This window comes from Yersinia bercovieri ATCC 43970 (assembly GCF_013282745.1).
Lineage (GTDB): Bacteria > Pseudomonadota > Gammaproteobacteria > Enterobacterales > Enterobacteriaceae > Yersinia > Yersinia bercovieri.
Window position 1 is genome coordinate 1,775,626 of the sequence record NZ_CP054044.1, and the last position, 21,108, is coordinate 1,796,733.

Below are 21,108 nucleotides of genomic sequence, written 5' to 3' on the forward strand. Positions count from 1 at the left end.
ATTTTATCTGCTTAATTATCTGGGGAAGATAACGATGCTCTCGGCTTTCATCATCAAGCGTTCTGCTGTTTTGTGTTCATTGGCGATATTTATTCCATTAGCGTCGGTTGCCGACGATACGATAGAAGTGACCGCTAAAGCGGGCCACGCGGCCGATTTACCCACCTTGGGTTACACCGCCAAAACTACCAAAGGGGCAACGAAAACCGACCAGCCGTTAATTCTGACGGCACGGGCGGTTTCAGTGATTACCCGCCAGCAGATGGACGATCAAAATGTCGCCACAGTTAACCAGGCACTGAATTATACGCCGGGCGTTTTTACTAACTTCTCCGGTGGCGCGACCCGCTATGACACCATTGCCCTGCGCGGTTTTCACGGCGGGGATGTGAACAATACTTTCCTCGATGGTCTGCGCCTGCTCAGTGATGGCGGCAGCTATAATGTGTTGCAGGTGGATCCTTGGTTCCTTGAGCGCATTGATGTGATCAAAGGCCCCTCTTCGGCGCTATATGGTCAGAGCATCCCCGGCGGTGTGGTGATGATGACATCCAAGCGCCCGCAATTTACCTCTGAAGGCCATTTCCGTCTGACCGGCGGCAATAACAATACACAATCTGCGGCCTTTGATTATACCGATGCGATATCTGAGCATTGGGCATTTCGCCTCACAGGGATTACTCGCAACAGTGACACCATGTATGACCATCAGCGCGAAGAGCGCTATGCGATCGCGCCGTCACTGCTATGGCAACCGGATGAAAATACCTCGCTGCTACTGCGGGCTAATTTGCAAAAAGATCCCTCCGGTGGTTCCCACAGCTCAGTACCGGCGGATGGCAGCATCTATGGGCAAAAGTTGAGTCGTGGCTTCTTTGATGGCGAAAGTGACCGCAATGTATTTAAGCGCTGGCAGCAAATTTATAGTTCTGAATTCTCACATAAATTCGATGATGTCTGGTCATTCCGCCAGAATGCCAGCTACACCCACTCCAATACCCAACTGGAGCAGGTGTATCAAGGCGGTTGGAATAGCGATCGCACATTAATGAATCGTTATTACTCCGGTGAGGACTCCTCACTTAATGCCTTTGCCGTGGATAACCAACTGGAAGCGGATTTTGCCACCGCCGCCGTTGGCCATAAGGTGATGCTGGGCTTTGACTTCCAGAAGTTCAGCAACAATCTGCGCAGCGACAGTGCCTATGCCACCACCCTGAATCCTTACACTGGCGTGTCTGGCGGTAGCACGCTGTATCGTGACTATCTGCTGACCACTCCCGGCATCAACACCTCTTACCTAAACCGCCGCTATGAGCAGAGCGGGGTTTATCTGCAAGATGAGATGACGCTAGATAATTGGCACCTGAATTTATCTGGTCGCTACGACCGAATGAAAACAGAAAATAGTGATAAAACAGCGAATAGCAGTGATGAGCGCACCGATAATCACGCCAGCGGGCGCGCCGCCTTGCTCTATAGCTTTGATAGCGGCATCTCGCCATATGTCAGTTACAGCCAGGCCATCACGCCAAGTCTATTCCCGGATGCGCAGCAAAAATTACTGAAACCGATGACCAGCGAGCAGTATGAAGTGGGTATCAAATACCAGCCGCCGGGCAGCACGTCACTTTACTCCGCCGCTCTATATGATCTGACACAAAATGATGTGGCGAACCGCGCCGTGCCGGCCACCTATTATGTGCCCGCCGGTAAAGTGAATTCGCAGGGGCTGGAGCTGGAAGCCAGAAGCCAGATTAGCGATCGCTTAAGTGTGATCGCCGGCTATACCTATAACCGAGTTAAATTCAAAGATGCCATTGATGGTAATGATGGCAATACGCCAGTGTTAGCGCCATCAAATATGGCGTCGCTGTGGGCGCAATATGAAGCGGGGTATGGCATTAATGTCGGTGCAGGTATCCGTTACATTGGCAAACAGTGGGCTGATGATGCCAATACCTTGCGGGTGCCTTCCTATACTCTGGGTGATGCCTCTGTTCGTGCGGATCTTGGCACCTGGGCGGCCTCGCTGAAAGGCGCATTTATTCAATTGAATGTAAATAATATCGCAGATAAGAAATATATCGCCGCGTGCTATAACACCTCATATTGCTACTGGGGTGCTGAACGTTCTGTATTGGCAACAGTGGGTTACGATTTCTGATAAAAAATAGGGCTGGCCTCGACACGGCTATTGTGTCGGGGCCAGCCCATTCAGCTTGATGCCAACCATCTCTCCTCAGCGCCAAAATGGACGGCTGTAATCCCGCTTGATATCTTCCCGCGTCAAGCCGATATCCCTTAATTGGTCTGAACTCAAGCGCTCCATTGTATTGGCTGTTTTGCGCCGTTCATTCCATTGATATAGGTATCTGTATGTTTTCAGCCATAACTGAATAACAATATTGTGGCGGTTTTTTGTTGCCCGCATAGCTGACGAGCAGCACTCATCTATTTGATCTTCAATTATATTATTCATGATTGACTCCCCGTCAGTAGGTGAGCCATTAGCATGAGGCTTTGGCAAAAAACATTACAGATGCAATTTTGGACTATTATTTCCATACAGATATGAGATATATGATCTGAATGGCGTAAATTTAGGCCATCTGTACTGGTGCAATAATTTATCAGGTGATTTCGATGACACGTTACCAACAACTGGCTGATATTCTGAGTCAACGAATTAAAGAAGGGCTGTATATCGCCGGGGAGCGCCTCCCCTCGGTCAGAGTGTTGAGTGACGAGCATGGCGTCAGCATCAGTACTGTGCAGCAGGCTTATCGGCAACTGGAGGAGTGCCTGCTGATCGAGGCGCGAGCAAAGTCGGGTTACTTCGTGCGTTGCAGCTCAAATTTACCTTCGTTGCCCGCAATATGCAGCCATGCACAGCGGCCAGTAGAGATATCTCAGTGGGAGAATACGCTGGCGTTTCTGACTCGAGGCGATCAAGAGAGTGTCATCCATCTTGGGGTGGGTTCGCCTGATATCTCCGCCCCGGGACTAAAAATACTCAGCCGCTTACTTAGCCGTATTAGCCTCCATCAGAGTGAGGAGGTGCTGGAATATGACAATATTTATGGTTCCCCGGTTTTACGTGAGCAGATTGCTCGGCTGATGTTGGACAGCGGCAATCATCAATCGGCGGAGAACATCATCATTACTTCAGGGTGCCATGGGGCGCTGGCGGTGGCATTGGGGTCGGTTTGTCAGCCCGGCGATATTGTTGCCGTAGATTCCCCCTGTTTTCACGGCGCGATGCAAACCCTGAAAGGGATGGGCATGAAGGTGATTGAGATCCCAACCGATCCGATCTCGGGGATCAGTCTGGAAGCTTTGGAGATGGCGCTGGATCAATGGCCGATTAAGGCGGTTCAACTGACGCCGACCTGCAATAATCCGCTGGGCTATAATATGCCAGATGAGCGCAAAAAAGCCCTGCTGACTTTAGCCCAGCGCTACGACATCGCGATTATTGAAGATGATGTGTATGGCGCACTGGCATATCAATATCCGCGTCCACCGACCATCGCCTCATTTGACGACGACGGGCGGGTATTGCTGTGTAGCTCTTTCTCCAAGACCGTGGCACCCGGTTTACGTATTGGCTGGATTGCACCGGGGCGCTATTTAGATAAAGCACTGCATATGAAATACATTTCTGCCGGACGAGTGGCCACGTTACCGCAACTGGCGATGGCAGAGTTCATCAAGCAAGGGCATTACATGCAGCACTTGCGCCGGATGCGCCGCCAATATCAGCGTAATCGCGACATTATGATCGGCTGGGTGATGAAGTATTTCCCGCCGAGTACCTGCCTAAGCCGGCCAGAAGGTAGCTTTATGTTATGGGTTGAACTGCCTCACGGATTTGATAGCCTGCGCCTTAATCGTGGCTTATTGCCGCAGGGAGTGCAGGTGGCGGCTGGATCGATCAGTTCCGCGTCGGGGAAGTATCGCAATTGCTTGCGGCTTAGCTACAGCAAGCCAATGACCGCAGAAATTGAGCGGGCGGTGCAAAAAGTAGGTAAGGCGATTTATGAATTGCTGGCAGCGGGTGAGCCTAAGGGAGCGGAAAAGCAAAACCAGCGATAAGCTGGTCTCAATTTGGGATGCAAGGCAATTTATTGGCGCAGATAAATTTGCGGCAAGGCAGTTTCTGGATGGCGTGAAATCCCCAAATCTGCCTGATACCAGCGGGTCAGTGTTTCGGCATTGAGCACCTCCTCTGGTGTGCCACAGGCCACCAATTCACCCTGCGCCAACAACAGAATGCGATCAGCGTATAACGCCGCCAGATTCAGATCGTGGAGCACACAGCAGACTGCCAGCGGCTCCTGATTGGTCAGTTGGCGTAGCAAGCGCAGTGTGTGCTGCTGATGATACAGATCCAATGCGGATGTCGGTTCATCCAGAAACAGCCAGCGCGGTGAGGGTTCTGGTTGCCATAACTGTGCCAGCACGCGAGCCAATTGTACCCGTTGCTGCTCGCCGCCAGAGAGTGCGCGGTAATCACGTTGAGCCAGTGTCAGACAGTCCGTTTGCGCCATAACTTCTTGCAGCGCCTGACGGTTTTGCGCCTTGCCATAAGGTGCGCGGCCCATCTGAATCACTTCGCTGACACTAAAGGGAAACGCCAGATCACTGTATTGGCGCATCACCGCACGGGTACGGGCCAATGCCTGTGGCTGCCAGCTATTCAGGTTCTTGCCGAGTAACTGACACTCACCGCCAGAGGGGGCCAGATAGCCAGTCAACAACCGCAGCAGGGTAGATTTACCCGCGCCATTTGGCCCGATAATCGCCACCATTTCACCGCTGGCAATTTGCAGCGAGACCTCATTAATCAGCCGCTGCCCCTGCACATGGTAGGAGAGGTGGTTCGCCTCCAATAAAGCAGCCGGTGCCCTTGTCATATCAGCCTTAGCGATAGGCGCACTAGCTAAATTGACCTCCATCATATTAGCCCCAGTTATATCAACCACTACGTTGCTCCCGCTGACGTAAAATCAGCCATAGAAAATAGGGGCCACCCAGCAGGCTGGTGATCAAGCCGACGGGCATTTCAGCCGGAGCGACCAGAGTTCGTGCCAGGGTATCGGCAGTTAGTAACAAGCAAGCCCCACCCAGTGCGGCACCGGGCAGTAGCCAACGGTGGTCAGCCCCGATACGCATACGGATCAGATGTGGCACCACCAGCCCGATAAAACCGATAACCCCGCTGACTGCCACCGCTGCACCAATGAGAATAGCGCTGAGTAGTAGTAAACGCAGTTTGGCTTGCCGCACATTGACTCCGAGATAGTGCGCCTCTTCATCCCCGAGCTGTAACAGATTCAGTTGCCGCGCTTGCATTAAGCCCAGCAAGCAAGCGGGTAGGATCAGTGATGCCGCCACCATCAGGGTTGACCACTGTGCCTGACCCAAACTGCCCATGCTCCAGAGTGAAAACTGGCGTAATTGCTGATCATCACTGATATAGGTCAACACGCCAACGGCGGCACCGCACAAGGCGTTGATGGCGATACCGGCTAGCAGCAAACGGGATAAGTTGCCATGGCCCCAACGGCTGAGGGTGAAGATAATAGCCGAGATGGCCAAACTGCCGATAAAAGCCCCTACCATATGGCTATAAAGTGCCAGTAGCGGTGGCAAGCTGAATGGCATAATGATAATCAGCCCGACACACAGGGCGGCACCGCTGCTGATACCCAATAATCCGGGGTCAGCCAGCGGGTTACGAAATAGCCCTTGCATGATAGCGCCGGAGACGGCCAGTGCGCAGCCAACGACCACGGCTAACAGCACACGAGGCAGGCGAATATTTAGCCAGATATGCCACATAGCATCATCTAATGAAGCATGCCACAGGGTGCGAAACGAGAGGGTTAATGCCCCCATATTGGCCGAGCCGAGAGCTAGGATAATCAGGATCATCAGCAAGATGCTTAGCATCAGGCGCGGATGGACACGACCATTCATTGTGCTTGTTCCATGCCCTTGCGCAGTTGCGCCAGCACTTGTGGTGTTTCCAGACCAAAACCGAGTAGCGCCATGTCATCAACGACCAACAACCGCTTATGCTTACCGGCTGGCGTCAGTGCCATACCGGGTAATTTCCAGATCCCCTCACTGCCTCCCAAGGCTCTTACACCATCACTGGTGATCAGTAATAAGTCGGGTGCACTGGCGATAACACCTTCCTGGGAGAGTGGACGATAACGACTGAAGCCCTGCATCGCGTTACTGCCACCGGCAGCACGGATCATGGCATCTGCGGCGGTATTTTGACCCGCGGCCATTGGGGTTAGCCCCCCGTGGCTCATGACAAACAGCACTTTGACCGGCAGTGGCGTGCTGCTCACTGCGGCTAACCGTTGCTGATAGTCTTTAATCAGTTGTTGCCCTTGCTCTGACTGATGAAGTGCCGCCGCGACCGCGCTAATCTTCGTCGTCACACTTTCTGGCGTCGTTTTTCCCGGTATGGTGACCACCTTCACACCACTATCAGCAACCTGTTTCAGCGCCAGTGAGGGCTGCGCCAGTTCGCTGACCAGCAGCATGGTTGGCTTCATCGCCAGAATGCCTTCGGCATTGAGCATTCGCATGTAACCGACATCAGGCAGCTTCTGCACTGCCTGCGGTTGTAGACTGGTACTGTCACGGGCCACAATCTCGCCACCGGCACCCAGTGCGTAGGCTATCTCTGTTACATCACCACCAATGGTGACAATACGTTCTGCGGCCGACGTATTCGCAGCCGACGAATTTGCAGCTAACGTATTTAGCGGCAGAATACAGGCGCTCAGCGACAGAATGAAAGGGAGTGACAGTAGCCTTAGTCTCATGCGGCAATATCCTTATTGATCAGGCGAGCAATCTGCTCACGCCATTGATTTTGCTCTGGTTGCCCTTCAGTGCGTTGACCATAAAGCTGAGCGAGTTGGGTGCCATCTTCGGCAAACAGCTCTAAACTGGTGACAAAACCATCTTTGGTTGGCTTACGGGTGATCCAGCTTTCAGCAATGGCGGTTTCAATCAGATGCAGTGTAAACCGCTTGTTGAACACATTAATCCACTCTTGATGTGGGGTGACTTTCTCAATCACACCAGTGAAGATTTGTACGCAGCCACGGTTGCCGACAAAAATCATGATTTCGTTCTGATCTTGCAGGGCAATATTGAGCAGTTGTGTCAGTGAGCTGTTGTCAACGCGGTAAGCCAGATCATCACCCACGGCGCGGAATGCTTGCTGACGGGTCAGGTTATTGCGTTTGAGCAACTGGAAGAACTGGTGCACGTCGGTCATGGCGCGCCATTCGGCATCTACCGTGGCATCATCGGCGGTAGGTGCGGTGACTTCAGCGGGGCTGAGAGGTTCTAGCTGCAGTGCTGGGTTTTCAGCGCTGACGAATTTCGCCAGTAGTGCTTCCCATGCTGGCATGTCGGTTTGTTCAGTGACATACACTTTGTGTAACGCATCGCCTTGATGGTCGAAGAACTGAATACTGTGGCGGACACCGTGACGGGTCTCTTCTGTCAGGGTGAATACGCTAGCCCACTGATTGAGGAACAGACGCAGATCCAAATCACGTGGATTGAGGATCAAACCGGCATGACCATTCAGATGCTGGTTCTCGTAACGGCCCATTTGCTCATGTACGGCATAGGTGTTGCGGGTGATGGCTTTGACTTCACCGACCGCTTCCAATGCCGCCAGCAGTGTGCGGGCATCTGCCTGTAAACGCTTGGCATCGTGTCCGACACGGCTGTGGGTCAGTTCAGCCTCAGAAATATCCATCAGCGTGGCTAAATCGCGTGCGTACTTGCCTGGGTTATCTGCTTTGGCTTGTAAGTATTGCTCGTATATTGATGCGCTCATTATAAGTTCCTCATTCTATTGATTTTTTATATGCAGGTGACGATTCTAAATCATAACCCGGCAATACTATTTTTGGGTGTGCCGGGTTAATTTTAAGACTATTTTTTATTCCAATGAGTTACCACTGATAGCTCACGAAAAGTTTTGCATTGCGGCCATCCTGTGGCACGCCTTGTGGTGCGTAATACTCTTTGTCAAAGGCGTTACCTAGCATCACGGTGGTGGTCACGCCTTTCAACTGCTCCTGGCCTTTATAGCTGACATAGAAATCATTGACGCCATAACCGGCTTGCGGGGAGCCAGTGCTGGAAACTCGGCTAGAGCGATCAGCAAATGTCCCAATCCAGCCCACAGCGAAACCACTGCTAGCCACAGGAACGTCGATAGTGCCGGTGACGGTATCTGGATTAATGGAGTCCAGCCATTCATTGGTATTTTGGTTTTTACCACGGGTGCGGTTATAGGCCAGACCCAAGTTAAACCACTGAGTTTGGTAGCTCATGGTGGCATCCCAACCCCAGATTTTTGCCCGATCAATATTGGTTGAGTAGGTTGAGCAGGTTTTGCAATACAGACCACCCGGCCCGAACCCAAAGTCCATGGTGACACCGGTATCGATATAGTCTTTAGCATTGGTATCGAAGTAGCTGGCTTTGAATTGCAGGTCATCCTCGGCCATCAACAGGTCGTTAAAGCGCAGGCCAAAACCGTACTCTTGTGTTTCGTTGGTTTCTGGTTTCAGGTTCGGATTGGGGACCCAATAGTTAGTCAGGGTGTTACCCATGATATTCATCGAGAAGTGTTTTGAGTCGTTGTACATCTCGCCCATGGTCGGAGCACGGAACGCCTGCGCATAGGAGCCGAACAGCATTAACCAGTCGGTTGGCGTAATGCTGATTGCGCCACGTGATGACCACTTATCGGCTTCCACATCGGCGTAACCTTCGCTGCTGCCTTTATAGTTGTCATAACGAGTACCCGCCAAAATAGAGACCGGCAGGTCGCGCAGAGTTATCTCATCTTGCAGCCAGCCGGAGCTGAAGCGAATATCTGCCTGCGGGAAACTTTCGGTTGCACCACTTGGTGTCTGCTCCTGTTTATAGGCCTCAGTACCGTAAGTCAGCAGGTGTGACGCAAAACTGTCGGTGAAGAGGCGGGTGCGGTTTTCCAGCTTCCCGCCTTTGGTGGTCTGTTCGCGACCCTCTTCTGCTGAGCCTCGTGGCCGTGCATTGATCTCCACTTCGGAGTAGTAAACTTGCGCCGTGGCATTTAGCCACTCTTGATCCAGTGGCTGAATGTTGTATTTGAGTTGGACATCACGTTGAATCGTCGAACGATCTGTCATGACATTGCCGCTAGATGCTGCGCTGGTTTGCGGGTTTTTTGGCTCAAGTGCGCTGTTGTTGTAGTAGCGCAGGTTAGCGCTTAACGATTGAATCTGGTCAATGCGCCAGGTGCCTTTTGCCATCACATTGCTGATGGTTTCATCATTGGGAGCATTAAAGCCGTCGCTTTGACGGATATTGCCGATATCGCGACTCCCGAAGGAGAGAATGCCGTCGACATCATTGGTGCGGCCATAGGCACTGGTGCCCAGACCAAAGCTGTGATCGCCGGTGGCGGCTGAGCTGTAAACGCGATAACCGCTGTTTTGGCCGGGGAGTAGCAGATCAGCGGCATCGATGGTCTCATAGGCTATCACCCCACCCAATGCACCACTGCCGTACAGCAGAGCGGATGGGCCACGTACCACTTCAACGCGTTTAACCAGCGCTGGATCGAGGAAGGTGGAGTTCAGGTGGCCGGTATCCGTGCCCTGACGAATGCCATCGACCAGTGTCAGTACGCCATTTTTGCCGTAGCCGCGCAGTGTGACATCCTGACCATTAACGCGCCCACTGCCGGTGACCGTCAGCCCTGGAATATTGTGCAGCATATCCGCAGCGCTGGTGGCAGTTTCGCTGGTTGGCGTGTTGCCTTCAATCACTGTCACCATCATCGGTGCTTCAAAACTGCTACGTTCGTTACCGGTTGCTGTCACCACCATGGTGTCGGTGCTGTGCTTTTTGCTACTGGTTTTAGCAGCGGTGGTTTGAGTTGTGGTGGTATCAGCAGTTTGCGCTGTTGTTGTCTCAGCGGCTTGAGCAGCAAAAGGCAGGGTGCAAGCGATTGCCAAACTGAGGGGGGACCAGCGGAAACGGTCGGAAGTGGAACGAGGCATGTCGGCAATTCTCCGTATTTTTTATGCAAAATTTTATATGCAAAAACAAATAGATAGATGCTGGCTGCCTTGATTGACTCATCTGGGTGGCTTGCATTATACCCTCCATCCTTGACGTTACAGCGCTGTTAGCGGCACTTGCTGCTTTGCTGTCACGTCCGTGACTTTGGATAATGTGTACGAATTATTTTGTCAGTATCAGTTTCCCTGCTTTGGTCTGGCGCAGTTGGTAGCTTTCACCCTGATGGACGATAAAGGCCACTCCATGCTCCCCCAGCAGTTGCTCGCTGGTGACGGACAGGGGCTTACTTGCCGTCGGATGCTCGACAGCAGCTTCGTCATTCAGCATTGGCGTTTTATTCAACTGTTTGTCCATATAACCAGCAGGGTAATGATAATCAGTATCAGTATGATAATTATTATCAATCATTGGTGGATGTTACATCAAGAAATATTTATTGTTAATTGATTTTTAATTTACGCACTAATCCAGGCTCCACTAGAGCATAGATCTGATGATATGTGGCGGTGTCCTCAGCCATCTGGCTCAGGTGGAGTGCGACGTCCGCGCGGATTACCAGACCATGGGCCTCGCTTTGCAGCAGCGGGCTGTTCGCCTCCATGCTCAGTTCACGCAGCAGGTAATCGGTATAGCGTGCAGTACTCTCGGGTTGCAGCGGGTTCTGATAGAAGCCGCAGAAGGTGCAGTGAGTGGCGCAGAAGGGAATGTGTAAATATAACAGGCGCTTATTGCGGGGAAGTCTCTTTTGTAACAGTGATTGCCAGCTATCCTGGAGCGATTCTGCCGGGAGCTGCTGGCTGTCACGCCACGGCATCGGCGTTACCAATAAAAATCTATTCGCTTACTGCTGTTTTGCTGCCCACCAAGAGAGTAGGCGCAAGCAAGATGAGTAATAGTCCTCCTCTGGCAGTAGTGTGGTGGTCAATTGACCCAGATTACCGAATGTCAGATCACGAATTGCGAGCATACCTGGTGTGAGCGGATACTCGGCGGTGGCACCGGTCACAACATTCACCCAGGCGGGTGTTGTCAGCCGTGCGAACCCTTGCCAATAGCGGATAAAAGGTGCCAAGGCACTGTTATTATTTGCCCCCCAACTGAGATAGAGTGGAATACGTATGGCATCAAAACTAAAACGGGCAGGCCAGCCATTAGCGGGGGCAAAACTGCCGTCAGATTGTAATGCGACCCAATCGGTTGGGAGATTAACTTTCCCAAGTTTCATTGCCGATAGTTGCTTTATTGCGTCATTATTTAGATCTTGCCATATTTTTAAGTGACTATATTGATAGAATGCTTGCCAGGCCGGAAATATATAATAAGAGGGGTTCACGACAACATAACTGGTATGATTAAAACTATTCGCGCCCGGTAACATAATATGGTAGCCAGCAAAACTAATAACCGTATGTTTAATAATCGCACTCTGAATCTGATTAGATTGAGCAATATAGTCGTTATTTTTCCATTTATCTCCGGCCAACAATAGCGCCCAGGCAATAAGGAGATCGCCGTCCGTCGCATTATTTTTATCCGCCACTTTTACTTTCGCGTTCGGCTCATATCGCCATGAGAATAACCCGGTATCCTCATTATAGAGTGTCCTATTTGTCCAACCCAATAATTCATCAAATGTAGGCTTATCATCATTAAATACGGCAAGCAGCATACCAAAACCTTGCCCTTCGGTATGGCTAACATCGTGGTTCCCGCTATCTACAATGCGGCCATCGGATTTAAGAAAACGACTTTTGAATTGCTCCCAACCGGGGTCCTGTGCCTGTACCGCTGCCGAAAATAGCAGGCCGAATAAGACACCGATGGTAAAAACAAGCCTCGTTGTTCTCTTGATTAGCATGATTTTCCTTAAATACCACTCTTGTAACGGAAGACCAGCGGGCCTTCGATCTCATTATCGAGCCACTGGGCATTAACTTCAGGGTGTCCTCCTTGTTGACTCAGCCACTCGCTATAAATACCGGCTAAAAATGTGGCAAAGGCTATTTTCCACTGTCTCTTTTCGCCACTATTATCCGTGTCTGGCCAGGCACAGTGAGTTAATCTTATCTCTTGTTCATTGGCATCAATATGCACAAATCCCCAGTGGTAGCTGGCCCATAGGTGATTAATGTTATCTTCAAGTTCGCCCACAGTCTGGCTGAGGGGCAATGGCTGTTGCTGCGCCAGTTTAGCCCCCATGCTGTGAAGAAAAGCTCTGGCATCTGCATTTTCAGCATTGGCCTGAATGCCTAAGAATAGGACTTGTACCACATTTTGCCACCCTGATTGATGCTGGCGCTGGCGGTAATAATCCTGTTGTTCTGAAAGATAGTTATTCTCTTGCATGATTATTTCCCATCCAACAAGTATCTAAAATAGACTAACGCAGTGGTTTCAGAGTAGTCGCCAAAAGTATCGTAGCCAACCTGACCGCCGATCTGCATATTTTTCTGTAAGTTATAGCTGCCATCTGCTTTAAAGTTATACCCAATACCATTTTTGCTTTGTGCCGCATAATGGGACTCGGTGCTATAACCGTCACGAACATATTGCTCAAGTTGTGCTTGCAGCTCTGGATTATTTGGGAAGTATTTACTCTCATCCTGAGAATAAGATTGATAACCTACAGCACCACCCAATTTATAATTCCAGTTACCATAATGCTGGCTATACTCCACGGGGAAGGAGACACTGACATAATCTTGCGGGCTGAAATAACCCCCTTGCCCAAAGCTGAAGTAGCTGAGGTTTTTGGAGAAATTCATATAGCTGATATTCACGCCCGCTTTTAATTCGCGGTCATCATAACGATAAGGGCGAATATAAGCGCCTACTGATGACGTTATTGAGCCGTTGCTCGGAACATTATCACCCAAATAGTTATAATAATTGACGCCAGCATAAAGGCCGGCATCGCCATCATCATAGCTGAGGTTTAAGCCGCCGCCATTTTTGGTCACCGCCCCCCACTGTTTACCGCTAATTCTATCTGTTGCACCGACATAAGAGAGCAAACTGTCGGTTACTGGACGGCGTTCGGCGGTCATGGCTAATTTAGCGAACTGCCCCAGTTTAGGCGCCCACTGCAAGCCACCGATCAGGGAGCTCATATCTTGCCCTAATGGGGTGGTGCCAATATCGGCCTTATAATCTTCACCGGCCAGCGCCAGTGCCAATTCGACGCCAGACTCCTGCTGGGAACCCGGAGAGTCTGCGGTGAAGTCATTTGGGCTAAAGGTCTGGGCGGTGACTCTATTGCTCTCTGCTAACTGTCTCGCGATATTGCCATTACTTTCTGCCAGTAGTGCGGCATCACAGGCCGCACCAGCAGTCTGACAAGCGGTTTGTCTTGCCATCTGGAGTGGTATCAAGGCTGCGGTAGCATCTGCTAATACTTTGTCTGACGCCGCCGCCGCAAGCGCCGATGCCTCAGTCGCGTTTTTCACTTCCAACCCCTGCTGCAATGCCCCAGTACCGAAGCGGTTGCTACCGGTGCCGGAGGTGGAACCGGCATTGAGTGAGGTGGGTGTAACGGTAAAGCTCAGGCGCGAGGTATCAAAGGGCACGCCGGCAAAGGTCAGCGGCGCTTTAGCTTCGGTCAATTGGCTCAGGCCCGATTCACCATCACGGCTGCGGATACTGATATTGGCCTGCGCCCAACTGGCGGTTTTATCCTGCAAACTGTCGAGCATCTGATCGACTTGCTTCAGCGTGCCGTTTTGCGCCCCATTGGCGGTGGCGGCGAGATTATTGACCCCACCGGCAACGACGCCATCGCCAGCGGCATTTTGCCACGGCAGTACCGCGCCATAAATGGAACCGGTGCGCGCCTGGGTGCGAGTGGTTTGATTAATAAAGGGATTATCGGTTAATTGTAAGCCAGCAATATTGGCTCCAGTGACACTGTCCGCCCCCGCCAGCCCAATCATTTTTCCTTTGGCTGAACGCAATAGGGCCAGTGCTTGCTCGTGATCCCCTTCCGCTTCAGCAACTCTGGCTGCCAGTAATAACCGCTCTGGTGTTCTCGGCCCACGCATACCTAGCATTAATTGGCGGGCGCTCTGTACATCACCCTTTGCCAGTGCCACGTTTACCGCACCAACTCGTGCGCCTTCATTCGTAGGGTCACGTTTTAATAAATAAGCATAGACTCTGCCCGCTTCATCATTCATTTTACCGGATTGATAAAGACGACCCATTGCCAGCATCAGATCAATATTTTGCGGATCACTTTGCAGCGCCACAATCAACTTGTCATAGGCCGCAGCATATTGGCCCTGCTCTCGTAATTCATCAGCCTGATTAATGGCACTTCCCATTCGCAATCGGCTGATTTCAATTGGTGAACTGCTGCTCTGAATCGCCGGGTTGCTCAGCAAAGCTTCCGCCTCCTGCGTCAGACCCGATTGTGTCAGCACCCCAATCTGTGCCGCATAGTCGCCCGCTTTGCCCTGAATACCGCCACTGATATTTTTGCGGACTAAACTCACCGCCGTGGTGCTGTCACCGGCAGCCATCAAATCCTTAGCCAGATTGCCGACATCAGCAGGGGCCGATGGTGGATTTTGCGCCAAGCCACGCAAAATGGCGGCAGCACTCGCTGAATCACCATTTGCCAGATAAGCTTCTGCACTGGCCATTTTTTGATTAAATTCTACGCGCTCACTCAGTGCATGGATCTCTTTGGTCTGGCGCGCGGCTGGGATCTGATTCAATAGGGCATGACTGGTGGCCCAATCCCTATTTTCGGCCGCAAACAGTGCTGCGGCATACAAATTATCTGCCGGCGCACCCGGCGCTGAGGCTTCCGCCATCAGACTTTGCGCTTGAGCGGCATTGCCCTGTTGTTGCAGGATCCTCGCCATATCTAGGCGCAGCCAGATATTGGATGGTTGTTTCGCCAGTGCTTGTTGCAGCAGATTTAATGCGGCCTGCGGATCATTGCGCTGTAACGCTAACGCCGCTTCACGGCGGATCGGCTCAACATTAACTCCCGCCGGTGCAGCGGCAGGTCTTAGATTATTCGGCACCGTTTGCAGGACTTGCTGCGCTTCTGCATCATGTTTTTGTTGTTGCAACACATAATACAAACCCAGTTTTGCATCATTGTTTTGCGGTTGTTGCGCCAACAGATTGCGATACGCTTGTTCAGCCGCGCTTAAATCACCTTTACGGCGCAACAGATCGGCGCGAAATAGCGCCACTGCGGTGCCTTTATCGCCAGTGGCTTGGGAGAGTGGGGCGCTCAAGGCCAGCGCGCTATCAATATTTCCGCTAGCGAGGGCTTTCTTGGCCTTATCTAGCTCGCCGTAGAAATGGGCATCCTGTGCTTGGGCGGCCAGTTGCGCACTGTTCGCCCCCCCTTGTTTAGCCGCCTGAGTCAGATAATTTTCAGCATTGGCGAAATCACCACTGCGTAAAGCAATAAACCCTAAACCCGCTAATGCATCACCATCATTTGGGTTGATCGCCAGTACTGATTCAAACTGACTTTTCGCGCTGGCTAAATCGCCGCTATTAAGCTCGCTGTAACCTTGGCCTTTAGCTGCCCCACCGATATTTTTCTTATAATAATCAGTGACAACCTGATCATTAGGATGGCGCTGTTGATAAGCTTGATACAACCCCTCATCAGCGGGCTGTGGTGTTATCCATAGCAGCGCCTGACGCAATGCAGCATCAGCATCACGATTATTTGCAGCCATGCTATTGAGCATGGCAATACCATCACGACGTGTTGCTTGTTGGTAGGTTAGTGCCTTACCCAGTGCTACGCGCGCAGCAGTATCATTGGGGAGTTGTGCGACCCGCTGCTGTAATCCCGAGATAGCCATTGGTAAGGTGGCGGCATCACCCGCCATGGTTAAATAATATTCTACGGCCAAGTTATCTAACGGCTTATTACCGTTAAATAAATTCTGATAGCTCTCAATGGCCTTGGGAATATTGCCTTGGCTGGCAAACTGGCGTGCAGCCGCCAATTGGCTCGGAGAAATAGACTGCATGACTTTGGCATTATCCAATGACTGCAGACGTGGATCTTGCGGGGATGCTGCGGTCAATTTATTACGCCATTCGAGTGCTTCATCTTTATCCCCTTTTTCAGCGGCGTAAAGTGACATCAAATAGAGCGCATCAACGTTATTAGGGTCGACCATCAGGATCTTTTGCAGCGCATTTGCCGCCAGATCATTATGCGCTTTCTCATGCCAGTAGGCGGCCTGATCTAACAGCGCTTTTATCGCCGGTGTATTCTCCGCCGCTTGAACTAAAGCAGGAAGTGCAGCAAATCCGATCATCCCTGAAAGGAGCAGGGCATTAATCATGGGTGACTTTAGTTTACTTGACTTCATATCGCCCCCTGCTCGCAATAATAAGGCCATGCCATCAACAGTTGTATTATCATTTTTCAGGATCTTTACCTAAGCGCAATGCTGCACGGCGTTTTAATAGGGCAAACATACTCAAACCAATAATGACTGAGGTCAGTAGGGCGAGTAGTGCCAGAATCACAATATGTTGGCTGGCATACCAAACAATCATTTGATACCAGGGTAATTCACCCCGTGGGAATTGCTCCCCGACGCTAAAACTGCGCACGCCATTTTCATTGGTAATAATTGCTAAATCACCACGGACTCCGGCATTGACGGTTGATGATTTCAAATCGCCGTGAATATTGGCTAATTGGTCATCACCAGTGGCGGTTGCTAATACCACGACTTTCTGTGGATTCCAGGTGGAGCGGAAACTCAGGAAGCCACGCCAATTATCGGTGGAGGAGAGGTAGCGGTCTGCTTCAACTTGCTGGCGGAACCAAAAACCAGTGAGGTAATCAATCGCCTTTTCCACGGCCGACGGCTCTTTCACTGACAGCACTCCATTATCCAGGCTGAATGATGTCCCGGTTAATAGTGTCTGAGCGAAATTAGCGTGTTCTAACACTGAAACCACCAAAATATCGTTATCAGTGAAGAGTGGGTCATTTTGTGCATTACCCGGCACGCCCAGTTTTACGTTGACATGTATAATCGGTTTACCGGTTGAATTACCCGCGCGGGCCGCCAAATCAAGTAAAGTACGCACCTCTGTTTTACTTGGTTTTTCCGGCAATATAATCAAGGTTTGCGAGAAATCAGCCAAGCGGGTGAAAGGGAACGACGCGCCGACAAAATAAGAGAGATTCGGCAACAAGGTAAAGTGATAAGTGTGACTCAAATCGATATAAGAATCTGGTTCAATTCGGCTCTTGATATTGTTGTTATTTAATAGATTACACGGTGTTCCCGCTTTTGGGTTAATCGCGAAATAGAACTCTAATTGGTTATCACCATAAATCAAATAAGGGGATAAACGTAAGGTATAGCTCTCCTGACGGGTGTCACCGCCTAGCGTTCGCCACAAGGCTTCAACCAGCCCTTTCTTATTTACTGGCAAGTTATACAAGAATGTATTGTTAATTGACACGTTGAGCTGGGAGGTATTCTCATCAATCCAATTTTCAATGGGGAAGCGGTAGCCGATATGAATCGGAATAGTTTCGCCATCCCACATAAATAGATCGGGTGCCGCTCGGAAACCCACACGAATACCGTCATGGTAAATGCCATTGGCTGTTAGGTCGTCGAGGCTTGGCACTAATGATTTAAGTAATACCGGGTGTTCGGTATTAATCCAACGGGGTGCGTCATAGGCTAAACTTTTCGCAATAGATTGCGGCTTAATATCCAGGCTACTGACATCCTGCGGCAGTGTAGTTGAAGTTAAACGCCATACCGCCTGACGCAACTCTTCATTATTGCGGCCAATAACTAATAGTAATTTAGCCACTGGATTCTGTGGGTTATCAATTAATTGCAGACTAGGGCCACTACTTTGCGGCAAAACAAAATCCCCGATATGCTCGCCCGGCTGACCAAATATGATCCCATTTCCCTCGGGTAGTGAATCAAATTGCACTGGGAAATCAATATCACGGTAATTGGCTTGATAACCAAACCAGGATGCAACACCTGCCGCTGCGGCAATCACATCAGCACGGATATTGGCCGGGAATGCCATGACCACTTTGGTCTCTTTCATCTGCATGATGTCAAAGAATGGCCGTGGTAATATCCCCAGATTCTTACCGAGATTGAGTTGCTGACCTTCTAAATGAATACTTGAGGTCGGTAAAATACTCACCCAGAACTTATTCAGTTGATCGGTTTCACACTGTAACGCGCTGTTGTCTCCGGTAATGCTCATGCTCAGATTATTAGTAGCAACCACCATCGCAGCAGGAACATCAACTTGATATATCGCGCTTTTATCACTCGATTGATTCAGTGGTATAGCGCCTAAAGGCTGGCCGTTCAGCATCAACTGTAAACTGTAATTTTTGCTCGCTAATTCTGGCGATATTTTAAGTGCTAGCGATAACTTGGCGTTAGTAATAACCAAGTCATTTGGCAAAGTGAAAACAATACCGGATTGCAACTGACCACCACTTAATAGCAGTCCGTTGGGTTGCCCCATATCTTTCACCGTAATAGTGGTATTAACGATGGCATTATATGAAACCGGGCGTGTTACCAGAGTGCTATTATCACTATTTAGCGCTATCGGCGCTGTGGGTAATGGGCGATTTTCCGGCGCACTGACTGCCGCAGGATAATTATCTGACGGAGGCACCATATCCCCTGAAGCTTGGCTATCACTTTGTGGCCGAGGTAATAAAGGGAAATCGCCCTCAGTGGCCGCTTCTGTGGTTTGTGGTTCTTGTCCCGCCCCTAAATAAGTGTCGACAGCAAATCCACTGACAGGAATAAGAATCAGAGAACTAGAAGCCATCACAGTGGCAAACCAAACGGCTGGCAATAGTTTGCGCAATATCACCTTCATGCCTCATTTCCTTTTTTCAGCAGAGCAAGGTTTTTCTTCTTGGCACGGCGCTCTTTCCAAGGCAAATAAAAGAGTTCGAACGCACAGCGGATAATAGTACCCAGTGAGTGTAATGGCCGGTCTTGAGGATGAGGCTCAGTAATCCATGCATCAGCCCGTGCCAGTACAATACGAACCAGTTCGCGGCGCTTATCTAATGGGATCTCACCAAACATTAAACGGACAGCATCAGGTTCAACATCAATAAGCTTAACTGGTAGGCTGACGGCACCTCGGTGTAATAATAACTCCACCTCTTCAATACCTTCAGTCGGGTAATTATCTTCACTCACGGCCAGGCGAACGCCACCCATTGAAAGGTCTAGGGTGTGAGTCCGCAGTGATATTCCGTTGTCATAATGAATAATGGCCGGCACTTGAACATCAATACGGATCGTTTTACGGGTTTGACGTGTTTCTCTCGCGACAGAAATAGCGGCCAGTAAAATGATGACGCTGAAAGTGGCCCAAGCCACGTTGAGGGCGATTACATTCGGATTAACGCCAAAATAATCGGGCATTGCTACCCTGATTAAGCCCCATACAATACCAAGAAACATCAGAACTACTGCAATAATATGCGGGCGGACAATATTAAAGTCGAAAAAGCTCTTATCGAGTAGATCACCTTTATCGGTAACATTAAATTTGCCACGTTTGGGTGAAATCATTGTAACAATGGTTGGAATAACCAAATGGAATGCCATCACTGTCTCATAAACCTCTCCCCAGAAGGAGTAGCGGAAACGGCCGTTACTTCGTGAATTAATGGCAAGAGACATAATTAAGTGGGGCAGAACGTAAGCGAATATCAATTCTGCTGAAGACGCAATAATACTCTGGTTAAAGAGGAGGTAGCCCAATGGGGCAAGTAAGAATATGACCCGTGGTAAACCAAATTGGTAATAGATCATGGCGTTGAGGTAGCACAATCTCTGAGGGAGAGATAGCCCACGGCCGAGTAGGGGATTATCAATCCGGAAAATTTGTGTCATACCACGCGCCCAGCGAGTTCGCTGGATGACATGTAATGCTAAACGCTCCGTGGCTAGACCCGCGGCTAATGGGATAGCAATAAAGGCAGAGTTCCAGCCCAAACGTTGTAATTTCAAGGCGGTATGTGAATCTTCAGTCACCGTTTCTACGGCGAAACCACCTATTTCATCCAAGGCACTGCGGCGAATAACTGCGCATGAACCACAGAAAAATGCGGCATTCCAGTTATCATTCCCTTGTTGAATTGGGCCATAAAATAGTGCGCCCTCGTTAGGAATATTACGACCAGTCGATAAATTACGCTCAAACGGGTCGGGGGAATAAAAGTAATGTGGGGTTTGTATTAGCGCTAAACGCTTATCAGCGAGGAAACTGCCTACCGTTGCTTGCAAAAAGCCTCGAGTAGCAACATGGTCGCAATCGAAAACACAGATTAGTTCACCGTGGGTAATTTTCATTGCATGGTTAAGGTTACCTGCTTTGGCATGGAGGTTATCATTACGGGTGATATAACCGACCCCCACATCTGCAGCAAATACAGCAAACTCAGTACGCTTCCCGTCATCCAATACATATATTTTTAATTTTTCTTTTGGATAATCAATGCATTGAGCTGCCAGTATGGTATCTCGAACCACATCGAGACTTTCATTATACGTTGGGATGTAAACATCAACAGTTGGCCATAAACTTGTATCTTCGGGAAGGGGTTCGATAGATCTTTTCAGCGGCCAGATTGTTTGCAAATAGCTAAGTGAGAGGATCACCCAAATATAAAGTTCAGCCGTGTAAAGCAGAATACCCAATATGGTTTCAGTCACTGAACCAAAATGAAGTGTTTCAGTCGTGCGCCAATAGATATATCGAGATGACATTAAGAATGACAATACAGTCATCACGATTGTCGCTTTTCTGTTTTTGCTTAATCCAAGCAAAAAGAACATAGCAATGCTGAATAACCCGAATATATACTGCTTGTTACTGTCCATCGGTGTGACGATAACCAATATAGCTACCGGGAATAACAGTAATAACAGAAGATAAAAATGAATTTTCTTCATA

At 50.0% G+C, this 21,108-nt stretch carries 14 protein-coding genes and 1 pseudogene; 2 read left to right on the forward strand and 13 right to left on the reverse strand.

The window, feature by feature from the left end; all coding sequences use genetic code 11:
* Positions 1-34: 34 nt before the first annotated feature.
* Positions 35-2,167 (forward strand): TonB-dependent siderophore receptor, encoded by a 2,133-nt coding sequence (locus HRK25_RS07995; protein WP_005276659.1) that lies wholly within the window; start codon positions 35-37, stop codon positions 2,165-2,167.
* Positions 2,168-2,242: 75 nt separating this feature from the next.
* Here the strand turns inward: HRK25_RS07995 and HRK25_RS08000 are convergent, their stop codons facing one another.
* Positions 2,243-2,482, reverse strand: a complete 240-nt coding sequence (locus HRK25_RS08000; protein ID WP_071984928.1) for a DUF1127 domain-containing protein — start codon at positions 2,480-2,482, stop codon at positions 2,243-2,245.
* 164 nt (positions 2,483-2,646) lie between these two features.
* Between HRK25_RS08000 and HRK25_RS08005 the strand changes: the two genes are divergently transcribed.
* On the forward strand, positions 2,647-4,098 hold the full coding sequence (locus HRK25_RS08005) for an aminotransferase-like domain-containing protein (RefSeq protein ID WP_032898365.1): 1,452 nt from the start codon (positions 2,647-2,649) through the stop codon (positions 4,096-4,098).
* Positions 4,099-4,127: 29 nt separating this feature from the next.
* Here the strand turns inward: HRK25_RS08005 and HRK25_RS08010 are convergent, their stop codons facing one another.
* The 12 genes and pseudogenes from HRK25_RS08010 to bcsA form a co-directional block, all read right to left on the reverse strand.
* Complete coding sequence (locus HRK25_RS08010) at positions 4,128-4,919, reverse strand: heme ABC transporter ATP-binding protein (protein WP_032898372.1); 792 nt, start codon at positions 4,917-4,919, stop codon at positions 4,128-4,130.
* 61 nt (positions 4,920-4,980) lie between these two features.
* Positions 4,981-5,985 (reverse strand): FecCD family ABC transporter permease, encoded by a 1,005-nt coding sequence (locus HRK25_RS08015; protein ID WP_032898364.1) that lies wholly within the window; start codon positions 5,983-5,985, stop codon positions 4,981-4,983.
* Positions 5,982-6,851, reverse strand: a complete 870-nt coding sequence (locus HRK25_RS08020; RefSeq protein ID WP_032898363.1) for a heme/hemin ABC transporter substrate-binding protein — start codon at positions 6,849-6,851, stop codon at positions 5,982-5,984. The genes HRK25_RS08015 and HRK25_RS08020 overlap by 4 nt, the downstream gene beginning before the upstream one ends.
* Positions 6,848-7,885, reverse strand: a complete 1,038-nt coding sequence (locus HRK25_RS08025; protein WP_005276652.1) for a hemin-degrading factor — start codon at positions 7,883-7,885, stop codon at positions 6,848-6,850. Before HRK25_RS08025 ends, HRK25_RS08020 begins: the two co-directional genes overlap by 4 nt.
* Positions 7,886-8,003: 118 nt before the next feature.
* The gene (locus tag HRK25_RS08030) at positions 8,004-10,106 is read right to left on the reverse strand and encodes a TonB-dependent hemoglobin/transferrin/lactoferrin family receptor (RefSeq protein WP_032898362.1); all 2,103 of its coding nucleotides are present in this window, start codon (positions 10,104-10,106) and stop codon (positions 8,004-8,006) included.
* Positions 10,107-10,290: 184 nt separating this feature from the next.
* On the reverse strand, positions 10,291-10,482 hold the full coding sequence (gene hemP, locus HRK25_RS08035) for a hemin uptake protein HemP (protein WP_080375802.1): 192 nt from the start codon (positions 10,480-10,482) through the stop codon (positions 10,291-10,293).
* A 220-nt stretch (positions 10,483-10,702) separates the two neighbouring features.
* Positions 10,703-10,942, reverse strand: a pseudogene (locus HRK25_RS08040) (heme anaerobic degradation radical SAM methyltransferase ChuW/HutW); the annotation flags it as partial.
* A gap of 27 nt (positions 10,943-10,969) precedes the next feature.
* Entirely contained in the window at positions 10,970-11,986 is a 1,017-nt protein-coding gene (locus tag HRK25_RS08045; protein ID WP_005276647.1) for a family 8 glycosyl hydrolase, read from the reverse strand.
* Between the two features lie 8 nt (positions 11,987-11,994).
* Complete coding sequence (gene bcsD, locus HRK25_RS08050) at positions 11,995-12,474, reverse strand: cellulose biosynthesis protein BcsD (protein WP_005276646.1); 480 nt, start codon at positions 12,472-12,474, stop codon at positions 11,995-11,997.
* A 2-nt stretch (positions 12,475-12,476) separates the two neighbouring features.
* Entirely contained in the window at positions 12,477-16,481 is a 4,005-nt protein-coding gene (locus HRK25_RS08055) for a cellulose biosynthesis protein BcsC (RefSeq protein WP_032898361.1), read from the reverse strand.
* A 49-nt stretch (positions 16,482-16,530) separates the two neighbouring features.
* The gene (gene bcsB / locus HRK25_RS08060) at positions 16,531-19,011 is read right to left on the reverse strand and encodes a cellulose biosynthesis cyclic di-GMP-binding regulatory protein BcsB (protein ID WP_032898360.1); all 2,481 of its coding nucleotides are present in this window, start codon (positions 19,009-19,011) and stop codon (positions 16,531-16,533) included.
* Positions 19,008-21,107, reverse strand: coding sequence for a UDP-forming cellulose synthase catalytic subunit (gene bcsA / locus HRK25_RS08065; protein WP_074007316.1), 2,100 nt, complete (start codon positions 21,105-21,107; stop codon positions 19,008-19,010). Before bcsA ends, bcsB begins: the two co-directional genes overlap by 4 nt.
* Between the last annotated feature and the right edge of the window lies 1 nt (position 21,108).